This is a genomic window from Streptomyces sp. NPDC001714, assembly GCF_042892755.1.
In the GTDB taxonomy this organism is placed as follows: domain Bacteria; phylum Actinomycetota; class Actinomycetes; order Streptomycetales; family Streptomycetaceae; genus Streptomyces.
The window spans coordinates 315,067-332,363 of the sequence record NZ_JBIAUL010000014.1 but is presented as its reverse complement, the minus strand read 5'-3'; the positions used below and the strand labels follow the sequence as shown (position 1 = coordinate 332,363).

Annotated in this window: 11 protein-coding genes; 7 read left to right on the top strand and 4 right to left on the bottom strand. The window is 72.6% G+C overall.

The features are described 5' to 3' along the window. Window positions 1-7: 7 nt before the first annotated feature. From wecB to ACFY0P_RS33450, 4 genes are read left to right on the top strand one after another with little or no spacing between them, the layout of a single operon-like run. Complete coding sequence (wecB, locus tag ACFY0P_RS33465; protein ID WP_388921583.1) at window positions 8-1,117, top strand: non-hydrolyzing UDP-N-acetylglucosamine 2-epimerase; 1,110 nt, start codon at window positions 8-10, stop codon at window positions 1,115-1,117. After that, on the top strand, window positions 1,114-1,764 hold the full coding sequence (locus ACFY0P_RS33460) for a class I SAM-dependent methyltransferase (protein ID WP_388921580.1): 651 nt from the start codon (window positions 1,114-1,116) through the stop codon (window positions 1,762-1,764). The genes wecB and ACFY0P_RS33460 overlap by 4 nt, the downstream gene beginning before the upstream one ends. After that, window positions 1,764-3,578: a hypothetical protein gene (locus ACFY0P_RS33455; protein ID WP_388921577.1), complete on the top strand. Its 1,815-nt coding sequence runs from the start codon at window positions 1,764-1,766 to the stop codon at window positions 3,576-3,578. The genes ACFY0P_RS33460 and ACFY0P_RS33455 overlap by 1 nt, the downstream gene beginning before the upstream one ends. Then, on the top strand, window positions 3,575-5,761 hold the full coding sequence (locus ACFY0P_RS33450) for a glycosyltransferase (protein ID WP_388921574.1): 2,187 nt from the start codon (window positions 3,575-3,577) through the stop codon (window positions 5,759-5,761). Before ACFY0P_RS33455 ends, ACFY0P_RS33450 begins: the two co-directional genes overlap by 4 nt. Window positions 5,762-5,803: 42 nt before the next feature. On the opposite strand, the gene ACFY0P_RS33445 is transcribed toward ACFY0P_RS33450, so the two are convergent. The 3 genes from ACFY0P_RS33445 to ACFY0P_RS33435 form a co-directional block, all read right to left on the bottom strand. Continuing rightward, window positions 5,804-6,805, bottom strand: coding sequence for an acyl-CoA desaturase (locus ACFY0P_RS33445; protein ID WP_388921571.1), 1,002 nt, complete (start codon window positions 6,803-6,805; stop codon window positions 5,804-5,806). A 245-nt stretch (window positions 6,806-7,050) separates the two neighbouring features. Next, the gene (locus ACFY0P_RS33440; protein ID WP_388921568.1) at window positions 7,051-8,412 is read right to left on the bottom strand and encodes an MFS transporter; all 1,362 of its coding nucleotides are present in this window, start codon (window positions 8,410-8,412) and stop codon (window positions 7,051-7,053) included. 219 nt (window positions 8,413-8,631) lie between these two features. After that, the gene (locus ACFY0P_RS33435; protein ID WP_388921565.1) at window positions 8,632-9,297 is read right to left on the bottom strand and encodes a TetR/AcrR family transcriptional regulator; all 666 of its coding nucleotides are present in this window, start codon (window positions 9,295-9,297) and stop codon (window positions 8,632-8,634) included. 162 nt (window positions 9,298-9,459) lie between these two features. On the opposite strand from ACFY0P_RS33435, the gene ACFY0P_RS33430 reads away from it, so the two are divergent. The 3 genes from ACFY0P_RS33430 to ACFY0P_RS33420 all read left to right on the top strand — a co-directional run bounded on the left by ACFY0P_RS33430 (window position 9,460) and on the right by ACFY0P_RS33420 (window position 14,318). Next, window positions 9,460-10,341, top strand: a complete 882-nt coding sequence (locus ACFY0P_RS33430; protein WP_388921562.1) for a shikimate dehydrogenase — start codon at window positions 9,460-9,462, stop codon at window positions 10,339-10,341. Window positions 10,342-10,450: 109 nt separating this feature from the next. Next, a complete protein-coding gene (locus tag ACFY0P_RS33425; RefSeq protein WP_388921559.1) occupies window positions 10,451-12,268 on the top strand; it encodes a TIM barrel protein in 1,818 nt (605 codons plus the stop codon). A 175-nt stretch (window positions 12,269-12,443) separates the two neighbouring features. Continuing rightward, window positions 12,444-14,318 (top strand): ArnT family glycosyltransferase, encoded by a 1,875-nt coding sequence (locus tag ACFY0P_RS33420; RefSeq protein ID WP_388921556.1) that lies wholly within the window; start codon window positions 12,444-12,446, stop codon window positions 14,316-14,318. 55 nt (window positions 14,319-14,373) lie between these two features. Here ACFY0P_RS33420 and ACFY0P_RS33415 read toward each other — a convergent pair whose 3' ends face one another. Further along, entirely contained in the window at window positions 14,374-17,265 is a 2,892-nt protein-coding gene (locus tag ACFY0P_RS33415; protein WP_388921553.1) for a glycoside hydrolase family 2 TIM barrel-domain containing protein, read from the bottom strand. Between the last annotated feature and the right edge of the window lie 32 nt (window positions 17,266-17,297).

Genomic DNA, 17,297 nt, shown 5'->3' with positions numbered 1-17,297 from the left:
GTACGACATGAACGGCCGCGTACTCCATGTCGTAGGGACCAGGCCGAACTTCGTGAAGGCCGCGCCCGTGGTCGCCGCCCTGCGCGCGACCGGGCACGACCAGGTCCTGGTGCACACCGGTCAGCACTACGACGAACGGATGTCGCACATCTTCTTCCGGGAGCTGGGCCTGCCCGCCCCGGACACCGACCTCGGCGTCGGCTCCGGCAGCCACGCCCGGCAGACCGCCGACCTGCTGGTGGCCCTGGAGGGCGAGCTGCTCGCCCGCGCCCCGGCCCTGGTCGTCGTCTACGGCGATGTGAACTCCACCCTGGCAGCGGCCCTGGCAGCCGCCAAGCTGGGCATCCCCGTGGCCCACGTCGAGGCGGGCCTGCGCAGCTTCGACATGGCGATGCCGGAGGAGGTCAACCGGCGCCTGGTCGACCAGCTGGCCGAGCTGCTCTTCGTCACCAGCCCGGAAGCCGTCGGCCACCTCGCCCGCGAGGGCGTCGACCCGGGCCGGGTGCACTTCGTCGGCAACCCGATGATCGACACCCTGCTCACCCATCTGGAGCATTTCGACCCGGCCGCCGCCCGCGCCGCCCACGCACTGCCCGAGCGGTACGGCGTGGTCACCCTGCACCGCCCGGCCAACGTCGACGACCCCGAGGCCGCCGCGGCCGCCGCCCGCGCCCTCACCGAGGCGGCCGGCCACCTCGACCTCGCCGTGCCCCTGCACCCGCGCGGCCGGGAGGCGCTGCGCAGGGCGGGCCTCGCCGACGCGCCCGGCATCCACCTCCTCGATCCGCTCGGCTACGTCGAGTTCATGGGCCTGGTCCGCGGGGCCGCCGCCGTGATCACCGACTCGGGCGGCGTGCAGGAGGAGACCACCGTGCTCGGCGTGCCCTGCCTGACGCTGCGCACCACGACCGAACGCCCGGTCACCGTCACCCACGGCACCAACCGCCTGGTCCGGCACAGCGAACTGGTGCCCGCCCTGCGCAAGGTGCTCGACGGGCAGACGGCGGCCGACCCCGAGGGACCACCGCTGTGGGACGGCAAGGCCGGCCCCCGGATCGCCCGCGTGCTCACCGAGTGGCTGGAACGCCATGACCACCGAGTGGCTGGAGCGCCATGACTGACGCCACCCGTACCTACACCGCCGCCCCGCTCACCTACTGGGACACCCGGCACCGCGAACGCGACGACCTCGCCTCCGGCGGCCACATCGGCCTGGACCGGCCCGGCAACGAGATCTTTTACGCGATCCGGCTCGGCCAGCTCCTCACCCTGATAGGCGACCTGTCCAGCCCCGCCTCCCCGCTGTTCGTCCTCGACGCGGGCTGCGGCAAGGGGCACTTCGCCCGCTCCCTCGCCCGCTGCGGCCACCACGTGGACGCCTTCGACGCCAGCGAGGCGGCCGTCACCCACGCGCGGGCCGAGGGCGGCGGCCCCCGCTACGCCGTCGCCGGCCTCGACGAGTGGCGCAGTCCCTGGCTCTACGACGTGGTGCTCTGCGTGGACGTCCTCTTCCACCTCCTGGACGACGCGCAGTGGTCGGCGAGCCTGCGCAACCTGGCCTCACTCGTCCGGATCACCGGCCGGCTGATCGTCACCGACGAGAACACCGACGAACCCGTCCCGCGCGGCGACTACATCCTGCACCGGCCGATCGCCGCCTACCGCGAGGAACTCGATCCCCTGGGCCTGAGCCACACCCTCTTCCGGCCCTACGGCTTCCGCGAGAACCGGGTCGGCTTCCATGTCTTCACAAGGACCCGCTGATGCGCCTGACCGATCTGCTCCACCCGCACCTGGACGACGTGACCTCGGTCGTGGACGCGACGAGCGGCGGCCTGCGTCTGGACCCCTATCTGCACCTGCCGCCCGGCGTCGAGCTGCGGCGGCACCAGGAACCCGTCGGCGAAGGGGAGCTGATGCTCCTCTGCTACGGCCCCGACCTCGCCCTGCACGGCGCCGAGGCGGACTGCCTGGCCGCACTGGAACGGATGCGGTTCGGCGGCCGCGGCCTGATCGTCTTCGGCCACCCCGGCACCGACCTGCCCTACCACCGGCTCCTCGACGCCCTGGTGGCGCACCGCTGCCAGGTGCTGCACGCCGCCTCGCTCGGCTACACCCACCTGCACGCCGGCGCGGTGTTCGCGTGCACCGAGGAACTCCTGCCGCCGCACGACTGGTTCGGCCACCCGCTGCCGGCCGACGGCTTCGCCACCGCCCTCCGGATCGCCGACGAGTACGTCCTCGCCGACTTCGTCTCCCGCTCCCAGCGGGCCCGGCTGATCGACCTGGAGCGGGCCGCCGAGGAGACCGCCCGCGCCCTGGAGACCGCCCGCGAGGACGGCCTCGCCGAACGGCTCGCCGCCGCCGTGCGGGACAAGGAGCAGCTCACCACCGCGCTGCGCCGGGCCCGGGAGCGGACCGGCTTGCTGGAGGCGAGGGTGTCGATGCTGGAGGGCTCCACCTCGCTGCGGGTCGGCAAGGCACTGGTGTCGGCGGCCCGCTCCCCGAAGCGCCGCGCGGCCCGGCTGCCGGGCGAGCTGTACGGGCTGTGGCGGCAGCGGAAGGTCAAGGGCCGCCCAGCCGGCTCACGGGCCGCCGCCTCCGCCCCCGTGGCGGAGCCGCAGACCGACGACCGCTTCCACCTCTCCCACCGCGCCCTGTCCGTGGCGCCCCGCGACCGGCTGGTGATCACCGGCGTGCTCACCGACCGCACCGCGCAGGACTTCGCGGCGGACGCGGTGGTCAGCCGGGTGCTGCCGCACGACGGGCGGGTACTGCTCGAGCGCACCGACCCGGACGTCTTCCTCGTCCAGCTGAGCGCCTGCGTGGCCCATGAAGGCCCCTGGTCGCTCACCGGCACCGGAATCGCCCCCGACCTGGACCGCGGGCTGGCCGAACTGGTCTCCCAGGCAAGGGGGCTGGGCCGTACCGCGGTGCTGTGGCGGGACGGCCCGGCGTCGTCCGCCCCGGGCCTGTCCCTGCTGCCCTGGGACACCGTCCTCGACGGCGACACCGGGACCGCGCTCTGCCGCCTCGACCCGGTCACCGACGGGCGGGACCGGCTCCGGGACGTCTTCCTGCAGGACAGCACCCGGGTCCGGCTGGCCCGGCTCGCCGCACTCACCGGCGCCACCGACCCGCTCGCCGAACGCCGGATCGCCGTCCTCGCCGCGCCCCGGGACGCCACCGACGTGGCCCGGCTCGTCGCCCAGGCGCTCGGCCAGCTGCACCGGCCGGCCGAGGTGATCGTCGCCGACCCGGCGGGCCTCGCCCTCGACGAACTCACCGCCGCCTCGGTCGCCGTACACACCGGACCGCCCACCGCGCCCTGGGTCGCCGACTGGACGGACCTGACCGAGGACCGCCCGGACACCCTCCTCCTCGACCTGCTCTGCGCCCAGGAGTTCTCGGGCGCCGACGCGGTGGGCCACACCCCTGCCGCCGACGACTACGCCTTCGTACCGGCCCTGAAACCGTTGCTCGTGCGCCGGTCCCTCCTGGACACCGGCACCCCGCCGGACACCTGGTCGCGCGCCGGGCACCGCCTGTTCGCCGTGCGTGGAAAGGAACCGTCATGACCCGCACCCTGAGGGCGCTCGTCTACGGCGACGTGGACCTCAACCTCATCGACGGCTCCGCCGTCTGGGCCCAGTCGACGGTCCAGGCACTGTCCCGCGCGGGCTGCCGGACCCGCCTCGTCCTCAAGGCCCCGGTCGAGACGGGCAGGCTGACCGACCCCCTCGCAGGCCTGCCCGGGGTCACCGTGGTGCGGCCCTACGAGGAACACCTCGTCCCCGGCCAGGGCGCACACCCCCTCTCGCCCTTCCAGGCCTCGCAGTTGCTCGCCCGGCTGGACGCGGAAGAGCCCTGCGACCTGCTGGTGCTGCGCGGCCGGCGGCTGGTGAAGCAGATCGTCGGCGACGGCGCCTTCGACGGCCGGATCTGGGCCTACCTCACCGACATCCCGCAGTCTCCGGCGGAGATGACCGAGGAGGCCCGCGCCGACCTCGCCCGCATCGCGACCGCCTCCCGGCAACTCCTCTGTCAGACCGAGGAGTTGCGCTGCTTCCTGGAGGCCTGGGTGCCGGAGGCCTGCGGCCGGTCCGTGCTCAGCCCGCCGGCGGTGCCCGAGCCGGGCTTCCCGGTCCCGAAGCGGAACGGCCTGCACGATCCGGTACGCCTCGTCTACACCGGCAAGTTCGCGCCCCGCTGGAACACCCTGCCCATGACCCGGCTGCCCGCCATGCTGGCCGAACGCGGTATCAGGACCGAACTGCACGCCGTCGGCGACAAGATCCACAAGGACCCGGGCCACCCCGGCTTCGACACCGCCATGGCGGAGGCGCTGCGCACCACCCCCGAGGTCGTCCACCACGGCGGCGTGCCGCGCGAGGAGGCCATGCGCCTCGCCGCCGACTGCGACCTCGGCCTCGGCTGGCGCGACGCCTCCCTCGACGCCAGCCTCGAACTCTCCACCAAGGTCCTGGAGTTCGGCTCCCTCGGCCTGCCCGTCGTACTCAACCGGACCCCCGCCCACGAGGCCCTGCTCGGCGCCGACTACCCCCTGTTCGTACCGGGCGGCGCCGCCCTCGCGGACGCGGCGGACGCCGTCTCCCTCGCCGTACGCGACACCGCGGTCCGGCAGCTCGCCGCCGACCGGTGCGCGGCGGCCGCCCGGGAGTACACCATGGAGGCCGCGGCGGCCCGCTGGCGCGGCCACCTCGACCGCGCCTTTCCCGCCGCGCCCGCCGCCGTCGCCACCCGGGCCCGCCCGCTGCGGGTCGGCGTCGCCGGGCACGACCTGAAGTTCCTCACCCGCCTCCTCGACCACCTGCGGGCGCTGCCCGGCCTCGACGTCCGGATCGACGCCTGGCCCGCGCTCGCCCAGCACGACGCGGCCGCCAGCCGCGAACTCGCCGCCTGGGCCGACGTGGTGGTCGTCGAGTGGTGCGGCCCGGCGGCCGTCTGGTACAGCCGCCACAAGCGGCGCGGCAGCAGGCTGATCGTGCGCCTGCACCGCTTCGAACTCGACGCCGGATACCCGCGCCAGGTCGACATCGACGCCGTCGACCGGGTGGTGTGCGTCAGCCCGCACTACGCCCGCGCCACCCGCGACCGCACCGGCTGGCCCGCCGCGAAGATCACCACGATCGGCAACTGGGTCGACGTCGACCAGCTCGACCGGCCCAAGGCACCCGGCGCCCGCCACCGGCTCGGCATGATCGGCATCGCGCCCAGCCGCAAACGCCTCGACCTCGGCCTCGACGTCCTCGAGGAACTCCGGGCCCGCGACCGGCGCTGGCACCTCTCGGTCAAGTCCAAGCCGCCGTGGGAGTACTGGTGGATCTGGAACAAGCCCGAGGAACGCGAGCACTACGACGGGATCCTGCGCCGCATGCAGACCTCACCGCTCCTCGAAGGGGCCGTCGTCTTCGACCGGTTCGGCCCCGACGTGCCCAACTGGCTGCGCCGCATCGGCCATGTGCTCTCCACCAGCGACGACGAGAGCTTCCACCTCTCCCCGGCCGAGGGCATGGCCTCCGGCGCCGTACCCGCGCTGCTGCCGTGGCCGGGCGCGGACGAGATCTACGACCGGCGCTGGATCCACGACACCCCCGAGGCGATGGCCGACGCGATCGCCGGGCTCGCCGAGCAGGAGGACTGGGAGTCCGCCGGGGCGGCGGCCCGCGAACAGGTGCGGGAGGGGTTCTCGCTGGAGCGGGTGGCGAAGGAGTGGACGGAGCTGCTGGTGTCCGGCTGAGACCCGCGTCCTTCTCGCGGGTGACGCGCTGTCAGCGGGGCGTCAGGCCGCCGACTCCTGCCGTCCGGCCGGCTCGGGCAGCAGGCGGGCGCCGAGCCGGTCCGCGCTCGGCCAGCGGACGTCGTGGGCCCAGCCCAGCTTCTCGAAGATCCGGATCAGCCGTGCCGACGGGTCTATCTGGCCCGGCAGTACACCGTGGCGCGCGCCCGTGGGATCGGCGTGGTGCGAGTTGTGCCAGCTCTCGCCGAAGGACAGCAGGGCGAGCGGCCAGAAGTTGGTGGCCTTGTCCCGGCTGGCGAACGGGCGCCTGCCCGCGACGTGGCAGACCGAGTTCACCGACCAGGTCACGTGGTGCAGCAGCGCCATCCGCATCACGCCGGCCCAGAAGAACCCGGTCAGCGCACCGGCCCAGGTGCCGGTGACGAGCCCGCCGACCAGCGCGGGGGCCAGCAGCGAGACGACGGTCAGCGGCCCGAAGAGCCGGCCGACGATCCGCAGGTCGCGGTCGGCGTCGATGTCGGGCGCGAACCTGGCCCGGTTGCTCAGCTCGCGCTTGAGCATCCAGCCGATGTGCGCGTGGAGCAGCCCCTTGAGCAGCGCGCGCGTGTCGGTTCCGAAGCGCCAGGGCGAGTGCGGGTCGCCCTCGCGGTCGGCGAAGGCGTGGTGGCGGCGGTGGTTCGCCACCCACTGCACCGGCGAGCCCTCGATCCCCAGCGAGCCCGCGACCGCCAGAGCGATGCGCAGACCCCGCTTCGCCTTGAACGAGCGGTGCGTGAAGAGGCGGTGATAGCCGACCGTGAGGCCGAAGCCGGACACGAGGTAGGCGACCACGGCCATGGTGACGTCCAGCGCCGACAGGCCCCGCCCCCACAGCAGCGGCACCGCGACGACCAGGCAGATCAGCGGGCCGACCACGAAGATCCACATCGCGACGCCCGCCGCGGCGTTCTGCGGGGCGTCGAGCAGCGGCTTGACTCCGGCCGCGGTGTCGGCGTCGCCTTCGGCGACGGTCTGTTCAGGACGGTCAGCTGTGCTCGGGCTCATCGGTTCCCCGCCGTTGCTCGAGGTTGTCGGACACGGTGCCGGACCGACCTGGAGAGGCCGCGCGCGGGAGCGGTGGAGCGTGCTCGGCGGCCTACCGCCCACGATCGCACCGAACGGCATCCCCGCAGGTCGTCGCTCATGTCCAGGGTGTGAACGGCGTGGGACCAAATCTCCTTCAGGGGGATGGCGACGGTCCGCCCGGGCGCCGGCCCGGGCGGACGTGTGCCTGCTTCCCGGCCGCGGGCTCAGGCCGTCACGGTCTCCGGCCGCGACGCCTCGCCGGGGGTGCGGGACCCGAGGTCCTCGGTGGCCACCGTGTGGGTCTCGCGGGCGGACAGCGCGGCGATCACCGGCGGCACGCACAGCGCGGCCGTGAACAGCGCCACCGCCGACCAGTCGTCGCCGCCCGGACCCGCGATCCGCGCCGCGAAGGTCACCGCGAACCCGGCGACCGCGAACCCGATCTGGGTACCGATCGCCATGCCCGACAGCCGTACCCGGGTCGAGAACATCTCGCCGTAGAAGGAGGGCCAGACCCCGTTCGCCGCGCTGTAGACGACACCGAAGGCGACGATCCCGAGAATCATGATCAGCGGGTACGAGCCGGTGGAGATCGCCCACAGGTAGCCGAACATCGCCACCGCGCTGCCCACCGCACCGATGAGGTACACCGGCCGCCGGCCGATCCGGTCCGACAGCGTCGCCCACGCCGGGATCGCGCCCAGTGCCACCAGGTTCGCCAGCGCACCCACCCACAGCATCGACGTCTTCGACATCCCGACCGAGTCGCTCGTCGCGTACGCCAGCGCCCACACCGTGAAGATCGTGCTCACCGAGGCGATCAGCGCGCCCCCGATCACCCGCAGCACGTCCGCCCAGTGGTACCGCAGCAGCGTCACCAGCGGCAGCCGTACTACACCCTCGGTCGCCGCCTGCTCGGCGAAGGCCGGGGTCTCCTGGAGTTTGCGCCGGATGAACCAGCCGGTGACGGCCACCGCGACACTCAGCCAGAACGGCACCCGCCAGCCCCAGGACATCAGCTGGTCCTCGGGCAGCTGCGAGACCAGGAGGAAGACGAGGGTGGCGATCAGCTGGCCGCCCTGGGTGCCGCTGAGGGTGAAACTGGTGAAGAAGCCGCGCCGGTTCGGCGGCGCGTGTTCCAGGCTCATGGAACTCGCGCTGGCCTGCTCACCGGCGGCCGAGATCCCCTGGAGCACCCGGCACAGCACGAGCAGCACCGGGGCGAGGCCGCCCACCTGGGCACGGGTCGGCAGACAGCCGATCAGGAACGTCGACAGGCCCATCAGCAGCAGCGTGAAGACCATGATCTTCTTGCGGCCGATCCGGTCCCCGAAGTGTCCGAGGAACAGCGCGCCGACCGGCCGGGCCGCGTACGCGACACCGAAGGTGGCCAGCGACAGCAGGGTCGCGGTGGCCGGGTCCGAATCGTCGAAGAAGATCTTCGGGAAGATCAGCGCGGCCGCGCTGCCGTAGACGAAGAAGTCGTAGTACTCCAGGGCGCTGCCGATCCAGGCGGCCAGGGCGGCCTTCCTCGGCTGGCCACCGGGTGGAACGGCGGTGGCGGCGGACTGGGCGGGGACGGACACGGCGGTGCTCCTTCGGGAAACTCCAACGTAGGCGGAGTGAGCGGCGGGGGAGAAGGCCGGTTCCCAGGGATACGGGGTCGGCGGACCAGGGGCCGGGTGCTAATTAACCCACTGGGTAGTTAGTCGCGATGGCTACGGATGTTGCGCTCGCGTTTCCCCGGTGTCAAGAGGTCGTGCCGGTCCCGTCCGGTCCCGTCCGGTGTTCGCCGCCGGGCGCGGTCAGTCCGCCGCGCGCTCCGCGGTGAGGTAGGCGATCACCATGTCGCCGAGCATGGTCCGGTAGTGCGCGCGCTGCGCCGGGTCCACCAGGTCGCGGCCGAAGAGCGCGCCGAAGGTGTGCCGGTTCGCCACCCGGAAGAAGCAGAACGAGCTGATCAGCGCGTGCAGGTCGACGGCGTCCACGTCGGCCGTGAACAGGCCGGACTCCTGCCCGGCGGCCAGGATCCGGCGGATCACCTCGAGCGCCGGCGAGCCGATCCTGCCGAGCTTCTCGGAGGCCGCGATGTGCTCGGCGCCGTGGATGTTCTCGATGCTGACCAGCCGGATGAAGTCCGGGTGCTGCTCGTGGTGGTCGAAGGTCAGCTCGGCGAGCCGGCGGATCGCCGCGACCGGGTCCAGGTGCTCGACGTCCAGCTGCTGCTCGGCTTCGCGGATCACGCCGTACGCGCGCTCCAGGACCGCCGTGAACAGCTGCTCCTTGCCGCCGAAGTAGTAGTAGATCATCCGCTTCGTGGTGCGGGTACGGGCCGCGATCTCGTCCACGCGCGCCCCGTCGTAGCCGGCCCGGGCGAACTCCTGGGTGGCCACGTCGAGGATCTCGGCCTGGGTGCGCGCGGCGTCACGGAGCCGCCCGTTGGTCTGTGCCGGTTCGTCGACGCTGGTCATCGGGTTCCTATCGGTTCCTTCGCGGGGGAGGCCGGTGCGGAGATTGTAGAAGCCCGGGGCGGAGGTGTTGCCGACGAGGTCTTCCCCTGTCGTGGCCTCCGGTGTTATAGCTAACGTACTAGTTCGTACATTAACGTTTGCGATGCCGCTCTGGAGGGCCACGTGGCCAAGGACTCGTATCTCGTCGGGCTGATCGGTTCCGGTATCGGCCCGTCGCTCAGCCCCGCCCTGCACGAGCGCGAGGCCGACCGGCAGGGGCTGCGGTACCTGTACCGGCTGATCGACATCGACGTGCTCGGCGTTCCGCCGGAGGCCGTGGGGGAGCTGGTGCGGGCCGCGCGGGACCTCGGTTTCGACGGGCTGAACATCACGCACCCCTGCAAGCAGCTGGTCATCCCGCACCTCGACGCACTCGCCCCGCAGGCCGAGGCGCTCGGCGCGGTCAACACGGTGGTCTTCGAGGCCGACGGGAGGGCCGTCGGCCACAACACGGACGTCACCGGGTTCGCGGCGTCGTTCGCGCGCGGGCTGCGGGACGCTTCGCTGGAGAGGGTCGTACAGCTCGGTGCCGGGGGCGCCGGGGCCGCGGTCGCGCACGCGACGCTCACGCTGGGGGCCGAGCGGGTGACCGTTGTGGACGCGGTGGCCGAACGGGCGGCCGGGTTGGCCGAGCAGTTGTGCGGGCAGTTCGGGGCCGGCCGCGCGGTGGCCGCGGGCCTGGAGCGCCTGCCGGAATTGCTGGCCGGTGCGGACGGGCTCGTCCACGCGACGCCTACCGGGATGGCCGCGCATCCGGGGATTCCGGTGGCTGCGGAGTTGCTGCATCCGGGGCTGTGGGTGGCTGAGGTCGTGTACCGGCCACTGGAGACCGAACTGGTCCGTACCGCACGGGCGTTGGGGTGTGCCGTGCTGGACGGGGGTGGGATGGCGGTGTTCCAGGCCGTGGATGCGTTCCGGTTGTTCACGGGGAGGGAGCCGGACAGTGGTCGGATGCTTGCCGACATCGCGGAGTTGGGTGAGAGGTCGGCGGGGCAGGTTGTGTGACCGGTGCGGGCCGGTGGTGGCTGGTCGCGCCCACGCGGCGGCAGCCGCACATCGATACAGCCCCGCGCCCCTGAAGGGGCGCGTTGCAGTGGACGTAAGGAAAAGGGCCATGCGTACTTCCATCGCTACTGTCTCGCTCAGTGGGTCACTGACCGAGAAGCTCGCCGCTGCCTCCCGGGCCGGGTTCGACGGGGTCGAGATCTTCGAGAACGACCTGCTCGCCAGCCCGCTGTCTCCACGCGAGATACGGACTCGGTGCGCCGACCTCGGGCTGACCGTCGATCTCTACCAACCCATGCGGGACATCGAAGCCGTCCCGGAGGACGAGTTCGGGCGCAACCTCCGTCGCGCCCGGCACAAGTTCGAGCTCATGGGGGAACTGGGCGTCGACACCGTCCTCGTCTGCTCCTCCGTCGCCCCGCTCGCGATCGACGACGACGATCTCGCGGCCGAGCAGCTCTCCCGACTGGCGACGCTCGCCCAGGACTTCGGCATCCGCGTCGCCTACGAGGCGCTCGCCTGGGGGCGGCACGTGAGTACGTACGACCACGCCTGGCGGATCGTCGAGGCGGCCGGGCACCCGGCGCTCGGGACCTGTCTCGACAGCTTCCACATCCTCTCCCGCGGGACCGATCCCAAGGGCATCGAGGACATCCCCGGTGAGAAGATCTTCTTCCTCCAGCTGGCCGACGCGCCGTTGCTCGCGATGGACGTGCTCCAGTGGAGCCGGCACTACCGGTGCTTCCCCGGACAGGGCGGGTTCGACGTCGCCGGGCTCGTGCGGCACGTGCTGCGCGCGGGGTACGACGGGCCGCTCTCCCTCGAGGTCTTCAACGACGTCTTCCGGCAGGCCGAGGCCGGGCCGACCGCCGTCGACGCGCACCGTTCGCTCCTGGTGCTCCAGGAGACCGTCGGGGTGGGGGAGCTGCCCGCGCCGGTCGTGCCGACGGGACTCGCCTTCGCCGAACTCGTCACGCCGGACGCCGAACCCGTCTCGGCGCTGCTCGGCGCCCTCGGCTTCGCCCGCACCGCGCGTCATCGGAGCAAGCCCGTCGACTTGTGGGAGCGGGGAGAGGCCCGGATCCTGGTCAACACCGGGCCCGCCGCCCTCCCCCACTCTCGGCTTCGCTCGAGCGGGGGGACCCCCATCGACGGGACCGGGCTCGCGGCGATCGGGCTGGAGTCACCGGACCCGGTGGCCGCCGCCCGCCGTGCCGAGGCCCTGCTCGCCCCCGTGCTGCCCCGCCGCCGCGCCCCGCAGGACGCCCCGCTCGACGCGGTCGCCGCCCCCGACGGCACGGAACTGTTCTTCTGCGGCACCGGCCACGCCCACGAACTCCCCGACTGGCGGGCCGACTTCGCCGAGGTACCGCACGAACCGGTGCCGGGCCCGGCGCACATCGACCACCTCGCGCTCGTCCAGCCCTGGCACCAGTACGACGAGGCGACCCTCTTCCACCGCAGCGTCCTCGGCCTGCACGCCCAGGAGAGCGTCGACGTCGCCGACCCCTACGGGCTGCTGCGCTCCCGCGCCGTCACCAACGCCGACGGGAGCGTCCGGATCGCCCTCGGGGTCGGCGCGGCCCCGGCCGACGACACCCTGCACGCCCAGCACATCGCGCTGGCCGTCGAGGACGTGGTCGCCGCCGCCCGTGCCTTCCGGGCGGCCGGTGGCGGTCTGCTGCCCATCCCCGCCAACTACCACGACGACCTCGCCGCCCGGTACGAGTTCACCGACGGCGAGCTGGAGACGTACCGCGACCTCGGCATCCTCTACGACCGCGAGGCGGGCGGGGTCTTCCGGCACTGCTACACCCGGACGGTCGGACGGGTGTTCTTCGAACTGGTCGAGCGGGATCCCGGATATCGCGGATACGGCGCCCAGAACGCGCCGGTGCGCCTCGCGGCCCAGCATGCCGGGCGGTGAGACACGGGCAGGGTTCAGGATTCTTACAGCTTTCATGAGCGATACTCACGAACATCCTGAATGTTCCTTGACAACCCGGAAGTGACGTTCGCCGGAATCCAGTCGTCCTACAGGCCGTAGCACTCCAGGGCGTTCTGGAAGCCCTGGACACCGGGAGTCCTGGAGGCCGTCCGCGATGCCGAGCCCTGTCAGCGCCGAGCCGCTCGTCCGTGTCGAGGGGCCGCCACCCCCGCCGACCCGGGCGCGGGGCCGTACCCAGCGCTACGAGCGCCCGATCCTCGCCGGCATCGCCACCGTCGCCGCGCTGCTCTTCTTCTGGGGCATCTGGCACAGCGCGTACCACTCCTTCTACGCGAGCGCGGTCCGCAGCATGACCGACAACCCGGTCGCCTTCCTCTACGGCTCCTTCGACCCGGGCAACTCCATCACCCTGGACAAGCTGCCCGGCTTCCTGTGGCCGCAGGCCCTGTCGGCGCTGGTCCTCGGCTTCCACCCGTGGTCCCTGGTGGTCCCGCAGGCCCTGGAGGGCGTGGCCTCGGTGGTCCTGCTCCACGTGGTGGTACGGCGCTGGGCCGGCGTACCGGCCGGGCTGCTGGCCGCCGCCTTCCTCACCCTCACCCCGGTCACCGTGGGCCTCGGCCGCTCGGTCACCGAGGACGCGCCGTTCGTCCTGCTGTTGCTGCTGGCCGCCGAGGCCACCCAACGGGCCACCGCCCGCGCCCGGCTGCGCACCCTCGTCCTGGCGGGCGTCTGGGTCGGGGTGGCCTTCCAGTGCAAGATGCTGGAGGCCTGGGCGGTGCTGCCGGCGCTGGCCGTGACCTACCTGGTGGCCGCGCCGACCACGGTGCGCCGCCGGATCCGGGACCTCGCCGTCTCCGGGGCGGTCATGCTGGCGGTGTCCCTGTCCTGGATGCTGGCCGCCGGCCTCACCCCGGCCACCGCCCGCCCCTACCTCGACGGCACGACCGACAACTCGCCGATCGCCCTGGTCGTCGGCTACAACTTCCTGACCCGCTTCCAGGCGCTGGGCGTCGACGCGGCCGGCACCGGGAGCATCGTCGCCGACCGGGCGCACGGCAGGGCTTCGGCGGGGATGGGGGAGAGCGTCTGGAAGATGTTCAGCCCCGGCCTGGCCAGTCAGACGGGCTGGCTGTACCCGCTGGCGGCGCTGGGCCTGGCCGCCGGGCTGGTCGCGCTGTGGCGGCGCCGCCCGCGGCGCACCGATCCCTACCTGGCCGGGTACCTGCTGTGGAGCGTCTGGCTGGTGACGTTCTTCCTGGTCTTCAGCTTCGGCAGCGTGACCGGACACACCTACTACATGGGTGTGGTGGCGGTCGGCCTGTCGGCCCTGGCCGCGACGGCCGTGACCCGGGTGCGCCGCCGGAGCGTGCTGTGCGCGGTCCTCGCCGTCAACGTCGGCTGGTGCGCGGCCCTCACCCTGTACTACCCGCGCTTCTTCACCTGGTCGGTCGGCGTCGCCGCGGTCCTGGCGCTGCCGGCGCTGGTCCTCTTCGCCGTCGGCGGGTCACGTCCGCGCCGCACCGCGCTGGCCGTCGCCCTCGCCGCGGTCCTGGTCGTCCCCGCCGTCTGGTCCGGGTCCGCGATCTCCCTGCGCTACAACCAGCCCGGCGGCTTCGGCCGCATCGGCCCGGGAAGCATCGCCACCCGCAACGCCGCCTCCGCCCTCACCCCGGCCCAGCAGCGCGTCCTCGCCTACCTCACCGCCCACCGCGACGGCGCACGCTACCTGGCCGCCGTGCCCCGCTGGCAGATGGCGGCGCCGTACATCCTCTCGGACAACGCCGCCGTCCTCCCGCTCGGCGGCTTCACCGCCCATGTGCCGTACCCCGCACCCGGCACCTTCCACCACCTGATCGACACCGGCCGGCTCCGCTACGTCCTGCTCTCCGCGGCCGACCTCACCCACCGCGCCCGGGGCGCGAAGACCCCGGGCCGGGCCCTGGTCCGCTGGGCCATCGCCCACTGCTCACCGGTCCACGTCGCGCGCTACACCCTGTACCGCTGCGGGGCCGCCGGGCACGGCCGCTGAACGGGCCGAAGGCCCCGGACCACGCCCGGTCCGGGGCCTTCCAGGGCGGTGCGGATCAGCCGATGTCCGAGAACACGAAGGAGAACTCGGCCGGTCCGGCGTGGAGTTGGTACGGCGGCAGGACACCCGGTCCGCAGGACTGCGAGCCGATGCCGTGCTGGCCGTGGTCCAGGTTGACCCACACCCCCGCGGCGGAGCCGCTGTCGGATGCAGTGCCCGGGGTGAGATCGGTGCGGTGAGTGGCCGCGTCCAGCTGTTCGGTGGTCCAGCGGCGCGCCGTGAACCAGAACTCCGGGTCGCCCTCGATCCGCAGCCCGCCGATCTCCGCCCAACGGACGTCCGCGCGGGCGCCGTTCTCCTGAGGACGCAGGTACGGCGTCTGCAGGTCGTCCACCGTCGACTGCCAACGGCCCACCATCGAAGCCGCTTTGGTGTCCGGATACGCCTCGCCCGGTCCGCCGCCGAACCACTGCACACGGTCGGCCGACGACAGCCCGAAACGGACGCCGAGCCGGGGCAGCGGCACCGTCCAGTCGCCGTCGGGGGTCACGGAGACGGTGAGCCCGAGGCGGCTGCCGTCCGTGGTCCAGCGGTACACGGTCACCAGCCCGAACTCCCAGGCGGCGGGCGCCACCCGGGTGCGCACGGTCAGGGCGTCCGCGGCCGGCTCCACCCCGTCCAGGCGGTGCCGCATCCGGTGCAGACCGAACTTCCGCCACAGCGAGCCGTAGCGGATGTCGCTCTGCCAGGCGGCGCCGTCGTCGTTGTCGGTAGTCGCCCGCCACACGTCCAGCCGCAGTCCGGTCACCGCCACCGAACCGATGCTGCGCAGCGCGCCGCTGCGGGCGTCGAAGACGGCCGGGCCGAGGGTGATCAGCCCGTCGCCGGACATCTCCGGTCCGGCGGAGGCGGCGAAGGCCGGCAACTGCCGTCCCGAGACCGGGAACTGGCCCCAGCCCACCACATGGCCCCGCGGTCCCCAGGCGGTGTCGGCCGCCAGCACCGCCCGTACCGTCCACTGCGTCTCGCCGCTGCCCGTGGCGACCGGCGGCTCCGGCAGCTTCACCTCCGCCGACTCACCGGCCGCCAGGGCCGGTACGGCCAACGGGCCCGACTCGACGGTCTCGCCGCCGACCTGGTACGACCACTCGAAGTCCAGCGCGGACAGATCGGCGAAGTCGTACCTGTTGGTGACGTGTACGGTCCCGCTCGCGCCGTCGCCCTCGACGCTGACGGGCTCGATCACCTTCTTGTACTCCACCAGCCCGGGGGAGGGCTCCCGGTCGGGGAAGACCAGCCCGTCGCAGACGAAGTTCCCGTCGTGCAGCTCCTCGCCGAAGTCGCCGCCGTAGGCGTAGCCGTAGCGCTCGTCCTCGATGCCGTGGTCGATCCACTCCCAGATGAAGCCGCCCTGCAACCGGTCGTGCGACTCGAAGATCCGCTGGTAGTCGGCGAGGCCACCGGGACCGTTGCCCATCGCGTGCCCGTACTCGCAGAGGATGAAGGGGAGTTGGCGACGCCGGTGGGTGCCGCCGTCCAGTTTGCGGCCGATCCGCTCGACCTCGGCGTGGTCGGCGTACATCCGTGAATAGACGTCCGTGTCCCGGCAGTCGATGTCACCCTCGTAGTGCACGAGCCGAGACGCGTCCCGGCCGTGGATCCACTCGGCCATCGCGGTCAGGCCCCGGCCGGTGCCGGCCTCGTTGCCCAGGGACCAGATCACCACCGACGGGTGGTTCTTGTCGCGCTCGACCATCCGCGCGGCCCGGTCGAGCAGCGCCGGGGTCCAGCGGTCGTCGTCGACCGGGTTGTCCCGCCAGGCCTGCTCGGTGAAGCCGTGGGTCTCCAGGTCGCACTCGTCGATCACCCACAGCCCGTACTCGTCGCACAGGTCGAGGAAGGCCGGGTGCGGCGGGTAGTGGGAGGTGCGGACCGCGTTGATGTTGTACCGCTTCATCAGCAGCACGTCCGCGCGCATGGTCTCCAGGTCGAGGGCGCGGCCCTTCTCGGGGTGCCACTCGTGCCGGTTGACGCCCTTGAAGAGGACGGGCCGTCCGTTGACCTTGATCAGTCCGTCTTCGACGGCGACGGTCCGGAAGCCGATCCGCAACGGCACCCGCTCGCCCTCGGTGGCCAGCACCCCGTCGTACAGCCTCGGGGTCTCGGCCGTCCACGCTTCGACCGGGACGGTGACCGGCTCGCCGGTGGCGATGTCGATGCCCAGCTCCGGAACGCTGACCCTGCCGTCCACGTCGGAGTCGACGCGGAGTGTGCCCGTGCCGCGGACATGGTCGTAGGAGGCGTGCACGAAGAAGTCGAGGGCGCTGCCGGCCGGGCGGTGCAGCAGGGTCACGTCCCGGAAGATGCCGGGCAGCCACCACTGGTCCTGGTCCTCCAGGTAGGAGCCGGCCGACCACTGGTGGACGCGGACGGCGAGCACGTTGCCGGCCGGCTTCAGCAGATGGCCGACCGCGAACTCGTGCGGCAGCCGGGAGCCCTTGAACTCGCCGATGTCCGTGCCGTTCAGCCACACCCGGGCGCAGGACTCGACGCCGTCGAAGCGCAGGAGCGTGCCGCCGTCCGCCGGGTCCCAGTCCGCGGGCAGGTCGAAGAACCGCAGGTGGTCACCGGTGGGGTTCTCGGTCGGGACCCTGGGCGGGTCGACCGGGAACGGGTAGAGGTGGTTCGTGTAGATCGGTGCGCCATGCCCCTGGAGCACCCAGTGCCCCGGGACCGACACCTCCGCCCAGCCACCGGCGTCGTACCCAGGCTCGGCGAACGAGTCGTCCTCGGCGTCCGCCGTCGGCGACAGCCGGAAACGCCAACTGCCGTTCAGGGAGAGGGACATGGCGTCCGAGGTGGGGTACCAGGCGCGGGGCGGCAGGGCCCCGGAGCCCGGTGAGACGTCCTCGACGTAGTCGACAGCCGTGGCAGAGCGGAAAGACATCGGTCTCCAGGTCTTTCGAGGTGTGTCCGAGG